Annotated in this window: 7 protein-coding genes and 1 pseudogene; 3 read left to right on the forward strand and 5 right to left on the reverse strand. The window is 38.8% G+C overall.

What is annotated here, in order from left to right:
* Window positions 1-81 precede the first annotated feature (81 nt).
* On the forward strand, window positions 82-1,470 hold the full coding sequence (gene hisS, locus HCR01_RS26790; RefSeq protein WP_193199082.1) for a histidine--tRNA ligase: 1,389 nt from the start codon (window positions 82-84) through the stop codon (window positions 1,468-1,470).
* An 89-nt stretch (window positions 1,471-1,559) separates the two neighbouring features.
* Window positions 1,560-2,444 (forward strand): DUF4437 domain-containing protein, encoded by an 885-nt coding sequence (locus HCR01_RS26795; RefSeq protein ID WP_193199083.1) that lies wholly within the window; start codon window positions 1,560-1,562, stop codon window positions 2,442-2,444.
* Window positions 2,445-2,545: 101 nt separating this feature from the next.
* Here the strand turns inward: HCR01_RS26795 and HCR01_RS26800 are convergent.
* From HCR01_RS26800 to HCR01_RS26820, 5 genes and pseudogenes are all read right to left on the reverse strand, one after another.
* Window positions 2,546-3,406 (reverse strand): annotated as a pseudogene (locus tag HCR01_RS26800) (Rpn family recombination-promoting nuclease/putative transposase).
* Window positions 3,407-3,638: 232 nt separating this feature from the next.
* Window positions 3,639-5,108 carry an amidohydrolase family protein gene (locus HCR01_RS26805; RefSeq protein WP_193199084.1) on the reverse strand — a complete coding sequence of 490 codons (1,470 nt, stop codon included), beginning with the start codon at window positions 5,106-5,108 and terminating at the stop codon, window positions 3,639-3,641.
* A gap of 217 nt (window positions 5,109-5,325) precedes the next feature.
* Window positions 5,326-5,979 carry a cysteine desulfurase family protein gene (locus HCR01_RS26810; RefSeq protein WP_226889646.1) on the reverse strand — a complete coding sequence of 218 codons (654 nt, stop codon included), beginning with the start codon at window positions 5,977-5,979 and terminating at the stop codon, window positions 5,326-5,328.
* Window positions 5,980-6,071: 92 nt separating this feature from the next.
* The gene (locus HCR01_RS26815; RefSeq protein ID WP_264299942.1) at window positions 6,072-6,413 is read right to left on the reverse strand and encodes a DEAD/DEAH box helicase family protein; all 342 of its coding nucleotides are present in this window, start codon (window positions 6,411-6,413) and stop codon (window positions 6,072-6,074) included.
* A gap of 29 nt (window positions 6,414-6,442) precedes the next feature.
* Window positions 6,443-6,784: a hypothetical protein gene (locus tag HCR01_RS26820; RefSeq protein WP_193199085.1), complete on the reverse strand. Its 342-nt coding sequence runs from the start codon at window positions 6,782-6,784 to the stop codon at window positions 6,443-6,445.
* Between the two features lie 74 nt (window positions 6,785-6,858).
* Here HCR01_RS26820 and HCR01_RS26825 point away from each other — a divergent pair, with 74 nt between their 5' ends.
* Window positions 6,859-7,089 carry a hypothetical protein gene (locus HCR01_RS26825; protein ID WP_193199086.1) on the forward strand — a complete coding sequence of 77 codons (231 nt, stop codon included), beginning with the start codon at window positions 6,859-6,861 and terminating at the stop codon, window positions 7,087-7,089.
* Window positions 7,090-7,307: the final 218 nt, after the last annotated feature.

The raw sequence follows: 7,307 nt of genomic DNA on the forward strand, positions 1-7,307 counted from the left end.
TGCCTTTGTGGTAAAAATAATTGCACTACAAATATACAAAGATGAAAATAGTATTTTACACAGATTGGTAACAGTGAAAGCATGGCAAAAAGCGACAAAATAAACTTTTCTACTCCTAGCGGTTTTCCAGAATTTCTTCCTAGTGAAAAGCGTTTAGAATTATCTTTATTAGATATCATCCGTAGGGTATTTGAAAGCTATGGATTTACACCAATCGAAACACCCGCGGTAGAACGTTTAGAAGTACTACAAGCTAAGGGAAATCAAGGCGACAATATCATTTATGGTATTGAGCCCATTCTGCCACCAAATCGGCAAGCAGAGAAGGATAAATCCGGCGAAACTGGTTCAGAAGCTAGAGCGTTAAAATTTGATCAAACAGTTCCTCTAGCGGCTTATATTGCCCGCCACTTAAATGAATTGACTTTTCCCTTTGCTCGCTATCAAATGGATGTTGTTTTTCGCGGAGAGCGGGCAAAAGACGGGCGTTTTCGTCAGTTCCGTCAGTGCGATATTGATGTAGTTGCTCGTCGTGAACTCAGCTTGCTATATGATGCTCAGATGCCTGCAATTATCACTGAGATATTTGAAGCAATTAATATTGGTGATTTTCTCATTCGCATCAATAATCGTAAAATTCTCACAGGTTTCTTTCAGTCACTAGGAATTGCAGAGAATAAAATTAAATCATGTATTGGCATCATTGATAATTTGGAAAAAATTGGTGAATTTCAAGTTAAGCAAGAATTAGAAAAAGAGGATATTTTAGCAGAACAAGCTCGAAAAATTATTGATTTTATTAAAATTGATGGCACTGTTGATGAGGTATTAGATAAGCTCAAGCACCTCGCCCAAAATCTGCCAGAAGCAGAGCAATTTAGTCTTGGAGTTGCTGAAATAGAAACGGTGATTGCAGGCGTTCGTAATTTGGGAGTTGCGGAAAATCGTTTCTGTATTGACTTAGCGATCGCGCGTGGTTTAGATTATTATACTGGCACAGTTTACGAAACTACCCTAATAGGACATGAAGCCTTGGGTAGTATTTGCTCTGGTGGCAGATACGAAGAATTAGTAGGAACATTTTTAGGCGAAAAAATGCCTGGTGTGGGCATTTCAATCGGTTTAACTCGTTTAATTAGTCGCTTGCTAAAAGCTGGTATTCTCAATACCTTAGCTGCTACGCCTGCACAAGTGATGGTAGTGAATATGCAAGAAGATTTAATGCCTATTTATTTAAATGTGTCTCAAATGCTGCGTCAAGCTGGCATTAATGTTATAACTAGCTTCGACAAGCGAGCTTTGGGTAAACAATTTCAGCTAGCTGATAAACAAGGGATTCAATTCTGTGTAATTATTGGTTCTGAGGAAGCAACAGCCCAAAAGTCTTCTCTCAAAGATTTGAAAACAGGCGAGCAAGTAGAAGTGCCATTAGCAGATTTGGCTGAGGAAGTTAAACGCCGACTATCTTAATTAAAAATTAATTTCCTTCACATAGGTGCGTTACTTTATTAACGTACCATGCTCGTTAATGAGTTATAAATACACGGAAAAGATATACAATGTCTACGTCCAAAGAAGAGATAAATGAGCCATTAAATATAACCTCTATTAAAGAAGATTGGGGCGGAGACGGTAGAGGACGCATGAATTTATCAGGAAGGCGGACTGCAATTTCTCCAGAGTATGTACCTCGTAAATATATTTTTTTTGATAGCAATACTATATCAGCAGAACAGGGATGGCGAATTAATGGAATGCCGGATGAAGTAGTATTTGGAAGCCGTAGATTACTGACATGGCAAGACTGCGGAGCCTCTACATCAAGAGTCGTGCTACCATCCCACTTTAAAGCACCATCTGGCATATTTACTGCTGATTTAGAGCTTTTCGTACTCAAGGGAGCAATCCAAATTGGTGAATGGAAGCTGACTAAGCATTGCTACTCTTTTATTCCTGCGGGAATGTTATTCGGTGATTGGCAAGTATTGGGTAATGAAGATGCAGAAATCCTGTGGATGGAGAATAACTATTTAGAATATAAAAATTTATCTAATAGCCATCCAGATGCTAAATTAAATGAATTTATCCCAGTTTTAGATAGTAAATTGCTGCCGTGGGGCAAAACGGATACAGTGCAATTTGTGAAAGCAAGTAAGAAATGGTTAAGAAAAGATGCTAACGGCGGTGGAGTATGGTTACTTGCTATTTTGCCTCATTATGACGGTCAGTATGCAGAAATACAATGTTACAACGAAGAGGGTTATTGTTTAGCTGGATACTGTGATATTGGAGATTACCGTCTTGGCAAAGATTGCTTTGCCTATGTTCCCAGTTTTACCATTGCTCCTTGGCATAGGACAGATGATGGCGGCTTATTCTTGATCCGAGTTGATAGAGATTTATCAAAAGTTAGTACAGTTTTGTCTTATGCAAATGGATATTAAAAGCTTTTCAAAAAGGTGTCATATTGGAAAGTCTACCATACAAGCGTTTTAAATTTGGAATTTCGCGATTCCTTACTAGAGCTAGGCTTTAGGCTATTTTATCATCGCGCTTCTAACCAAGCCTGCAAATCAGCCAAACTGGTAAAATCTAACAGCGCTTCACTCAAATCTTCGAGAACAGGCAAAGATAAACTAGAAACTGAGGAACGTATTTCCTCAGATAATTTCTGCCCAAATCGTTTAGTCAACTGTCGAGAAATAGCATTAGCCATCACTTCTCGTCCTTCTTCTCGTCCTTCTTCGCGTCCTTCTTCCTTAATTTCTCGATAAACTCTCGTTTCTTTAAGCGTAATTCCTAGCATTTGTTCTACCTCCGTTCGGCTAAGTTGTTCAAACTTGTACACCATAATCGTAGTAACTAACTCCATTATGGCGCGGCTTGCGGTTTCGGGCTGTTCAACAGAAGAACGCTCAAGCAAATACCTCGCTTGTGTCAATGCTTGTTCTTCTCCCATCGTAGTTAACACCATCAATGCCACCCATATAGGTAATTGGCGAATATCACCCAATTCATCCAAATATACCCGATGTACTTGGTTTCCATTTAGCTGGGTTCGATGGGGATAAATATCACTTTGTTCTATAGTACGTGACGGATAAATTATCACTGCTTGCCAATCACTAAATCTGTCACGATTGCGGTAGAAATATAACGAGGATTCTGCAAATACTCTTTCATAAAGCTGTTCATCTCTTTGAAACTATACCTCGCAGAAATATACAACCCCAGGAGTATCGTTTTTTGGTGGTATAAATACCCCATCTATTTCAAATTTAGGTTCCTTAACAGCTACGGAATCAAATCGATAAGCATCTGCATTTGCTGGAGGATTTGTCAATAATTCAAATACTATACTAGGGGATTGTTGAAATAGTTTATAAAATATCGAGTCTCGGCGCATAAAAGAATTTTACTGATTTTTTGCTTATTGCCAATAGTCTCTAACGGAACTGAGAAAACAGCAATTAATTATTTGTAGATTCTTAAAGCATAGAGGCAGAAGCTCAATTCTACACTTTCCAATGTCTAACGACAGCCACTACACGTGCGTCTATGCAACCTTGACTGATATATAACATGGGAATAATAAATATAAATAGTGACTTTAAGTAACTAAATTTCGTGGGATTACTCTAACATCTTTTTAAATAACGTCCAGTGGGTGAGCCTAAAACTTGCCCGTTATTGTAAATAAGATTTCCACGTAAAAAAGTACTTTTAACTCGTCCTGTTAATTCCATACCTTCAAAAGGTGTATAACCTTGTTGTGACTCCGATTCAGCAGCGTTTACCACAAAAGTCTCATTTGGATTTACCAGTACTAAATCAGCATCATAGCCAATATCAATATCACCTTTTTGTAACAAGCCAAAGCGCCGCGATGGGTTCCAAGATAGCAACTTAGCTATATGATTGTAGGACATCCCCCGCTTACTACCTTCACTCAATACACCAGAAAGTAAATATTCCGTACCGCCAAAACCAGACTTTGCCAACCAAATATTATTCGGGTCTTTAGTACTTCTTTTTTGTTCGGCAGAACAGCAAGCGTGGTCACTAACTATCCAATCTACTTGATGGTTAAGTACTGCTTGCCATAAGTATTCTACATCAGCACGGGGACGAATTGGGGGGTTGACTTTTGCCCAACTAGCAGCGGGGGTATTGACATCTAATAGCAAATGTCCTATAGTAACCTCTCGTCGAAAGTTGATATGAGGAAAAGCCGTTTGCATAGTCAAAGCTGCTTCCATTGCTTTACGCGAACTCAGATGCAATAAATTAATGTTTGCACAGTTAGTCTCGTGTGCCAAATAGGAAGCAATGCAAATTGCTAAACCTTCAGAATGAGGGGGACGTGCTGCACTGTAGGCATATAGTCCGCTAAAATTAGAGTCATTTTCAACTATTTTGGTGTAGGCGCTGAGAATTTCTGCAACTTCACAATGCAAACTTAAGCTGATAGTATCTCGCGCTTCTGGATGTGCTTCCATCAAGCGAGTTAGACCGCGCATAATAAATTCAAAATGGGCAAGGTCGTAGCGTTCCTCTTTGTTAATCATCAAAAAGAGGTTTTGCTGTTCTGATAAACCGTGCAACCCATAACCGCCATAAAACATGAAGATTTTAAACGAAGATACACCGTGTTCCTCAAACAGTAGAGGTATTTCGTCGATATGCTGGCTAGCAATGGGTGCGACGTGATAGCTGTAATCTACAAAAAAATTACCTGCGGATAACGCCAAAACCTCTGGGAAAAAATCGTGGTAGGAACCGCCTTTGTTGAGATAATACTGTCCTGTACGAATGTAATTGAGACTAGTTGTTACTCCTCCCATTGCCGCTGCTTTGGTTTCAGTCACAGCATCTTTATCGAGGGGTTGGTAGATACCGATATGCATGTGGGCATCCACGACCCCAGGAAAGCCCAGGAGATTTTGGGCATCAAATACCTCTTTGCCTTTGTCTGGGCTGATATTAGGGGCAATCTGGGCAAATTTCCCATCTTTAATTCCTAAATCAAGTAGTTCGTCAGCATCTTGATGGGGGCGAACTACCCGCACATTTTTAATAATTTTATCTAATAGGGGAGTTTCAGACACAGTAGACCTCACACTAAAATGAGTACAGAACCCAAAGTTTTAATGTTCAAATATAATATTATTCTACTTAAGCATTGTACAAGTTCAGATCTTAGTACTCTAGGCACTAATCTTTTAGCTAGTGATGGATAAATACCCAATTATACCGGGACACAAACCAATTAATCAGAACTAGTTTAATCCAGTGCGATCGCAACTTAATATGTCCGAAGTATTGTTAGATAAATTGATGAATTTCGTTGACTGCACTGGTTATTATAAATGATGCCTTTTCAATTTCTTCTTGGGTTGTAAATTTACCAATACCAATTCTTAAAGCTCCCTCAATTACATTATTTGAAAGATTCATAGCTTGTAAAACGTGAGATGCTGCAACAACTCCTGATGAACAAGCCGCACCTGTAGAAATAGCTAATTGATGGCGAACTCTAGCAATTATGGCGCTATTAGGAACGTTCGGGATAGAAATATGTAAGTTACCTGATAAACGGTTGTTTAGATCTCCATTAACCACTAAGCCAGGAATTTGAGCCTGGAGTAAGTTTTGTAGTGTATCTCGCAAAATTGTGATCGCGGTTTCATCTGCTGACATCTCTAATCGTCTCAATTGACAAGCTTCCCCTAAACCAACAATTCCGGGGACATTGAGTGTACCTGACCTTATCCCCTGTTGATGTCCACCACCGTAAATAAGGGGTTGAAGATGATGATCGTTTTTCACTACTAATGCACCAACGCCCTTGGGTGCATAAAGTTTATGACACTCATTCTCTAAAAATCTTCTTGCAACTCTCCCCCAATCAATGCGCTTATCTTGAGCATTTTCTTTGCGTTTCCCATCTAATTCATCCTCATACCTTGCCCATGCCATTAATAGTAGCTTCAACCCATCTAAAGAGTTAATCAACCGAGAACGTAAAGTATCTATATCGGCTTTATCTACATCCTCTTCTAAGATTTCTACTAAATTTTGATAGCGGTTAAACCTAATAAGGCGGTTTTTTCGTAAGGGACAACTAAGGCATCTAAGACGAGTTTATAGGTTTGGGCGATCGCTTGATGCGCTTCGTCGATAATTACCAATGAACAACGTACACCCAGTTGATTAATAAAGCGAATACTCTTTTTGGCGGCGTGATAGACTTTCGCTAATCCTGCTACTACTAAGCCATCTTGAGCTTGTGCTAAATCTAACTCATGGCTACCCCAGAAGCGGTAAGTTGAGAGGGTGCGATCGCCTAAACTGTCCCAGGCTTTTTGAAATTCTGTAACTGCTTGTTCACAAAGTTCTTCACTATATGCCAACCATATTACTAAAGTGGGTTCATTGTTTCTTAGGCGTAAACCCAATTAGGACTGAAACCTTGCAGAGTCGCTAAAGAAATTAAAGGTAAGGTTATTATTTGATAAGCCTTACTCAAAATTGTTAAACATAATAAATCATCAGCTTGACTAACTTTCAGATCAGATACAAATGACTCCGTATATTTTAGCCATTGACCCTTAGAAAGATTTTCATAGGCAATAGTCAAACCGATATGCTGCAATTCTACAAAACGTAGAAAATATTCTTCAAATGGTAAATTATTAGACTTAGAAGAATTAACGTATCTTGTAGTGAGAATTAAATTCCATAATTGATTAACTTTGTCTGAAAGTGGTAAATCCTGATTCATGATTTGCTTTTTAAATAATATTAAATCTTTATCATTTATGATAACAATCAGAGATAATGTTAAACAGGTGCGTTATGGCAGAAGAATTTGTGAGATTAGAAGATAACAGCAGCAATCAAGTCCAAGTGAGGCGAGAAAAGATAAAACATATATTAGTGGATAGTCCTGAACTAGTGAGGAGGACAATCTATCAGTTGCATACTACAGGTTATGCAGAAGTAGGTTCTTGGTCTAAACCTGTAATCGCAAGTAATTTAGGTGAATCAGGCGATGTAGTGAGTTTATTAATTAGATGGCAAGTCTAGAAAATAAAAGGTGTAGGGAGTTGGTGCGATTTATTGGTGTCAACTTCAGCTCAAACACTCAATTTCCAGTAGTTTCAGATCCCCCAACCCCCTTTTTAAGGGGGCATTCGATTCTAATTCCCCCCTTAAAAAGGCTACGGTGTACACACATCTGTGTACAAAACCAAAATCGTTGTATATCCTCCTAAATCCCCCTTCAAAAGGGGGACTTTGAGAGG

Origin of the sequence: Nostoc sp. MG11 (assembly GCF_014904695.1) — a bacterium.
In the GTDB taxonomy this organism is placed as follows: Bacteria; Cyanobacteriota; Cyanobacteriia; order Cyanobacteriales; family Nostocaceae; genus Komarekiella.

Bases quoted from the DNA above. Each gene is read 5' to 3' on its own strand.
- HCR01_RS26825 (WP_193199086.1), top strand. From the start codon at position 6,859: ATGGCAGAAGAATTTGTGAGATTAGAAGATAACAGCAGCAATCAAGTC.
- HCR01_RS26810 (WP_226889646.1), bottom strand. From the start codon at position 5,979: ATGGCATGGGCAAGGTATGAGGATGAATTAGATGGGAAACGCAAAGAA.
- HCR01_RS26795 (WP_193199083.1), top strand. From the start codon at position 1,560: ATGTCTACGTCCAAAGAAGAGATAAATGAGCCATTAAATATAACCTCT.
- HCR01_RS26820 (WP_193199085.1), bottom strand. From the start codon at position 6,784: ATGAATCAGGATTTACCACTTTCAGACAAAGTTAATCAATTATGGAAT.
- hisS (WP_193199082.1), top strand. From the start codon at position 82: ATGGCAAAAAGCGACAAAATAAACTTTTCTACTCCTAGCGGTTTTCCA.